Source organism: Zooshikella harenae (assembly GCF_018837975.1).
GTDB classification, from domain to species: Bacteria; Pseudomonadota; Gammaproteobacteria; order Pseudomonadales; family Zooshikellaceae; genus Zooshikella; species Zooshikella harenae.
Map to the genome: position 1 here is coordinate 1 of NZ_JAGSOY010000360.1, position 573 is coordinate 573.

General features: G+C 30.9%; 1 protein-coding gene. It reads right to left on the bottom strand.

The genetic code is table 11. The annotated features are described in order from the left end of the window. Positions 1–500, bottom strand: a 500-nt coding sequence (locus KCG35_RS26120; protein ID WP_215822857.1) for a hypothetical protein, incomplete at its 3' end; no start/stop codon positions are given. Positions 501–573 lie beyond the last annotated feature (73 nt).

The following is a 573-nucleotide window of genomic DNA, read 5'->3' on the forward strand; positions in this document are numbered from 1 at the left end:
CTTAAGTTATTAGGATCAGGCCAACTTGATCTCATTTCTAGATAGTCAGCTAATTGTAAAATTCCTTTAGTAATACCTTTACTTGTCTTTCCATTTTGATTTAAGTAATAATGACAATCCCACATTTTATTTTCTTCTATTTTTTTTCGCCTGCCATTTGGCAGACTTAAGTCATAATTCTGATAATATTCACCTATTTTTTTAAATGAAGTATAAAAAAGTGACTCAGTAAAAGGAGCAAGCATCCCAACTGCTGCCATACTGTGTGCTGATAGTATATAAATGCTATGTTCCACAAGGTCTGCAAAATCGTCACCAGAATTTGCATCATCAATTTTTTTATTCAATTTCTTATATTCTTGCGAATTATTTTTTAACAAACTTTTTATAGCATCTAGTTGCCCAATTAAGTTTATGTGATCACAAAAAAACCACGCACGGTCATAATCAGATAGAGTATCAACACCTTTAGAAGAATATAAATATTTTTCCCAACACATTTTCAAGCACTCCCAAAAAAAACCAATAGTTATCCCTCTTGGTTAAATACTAGTCATATTTTAGGTAGTACAT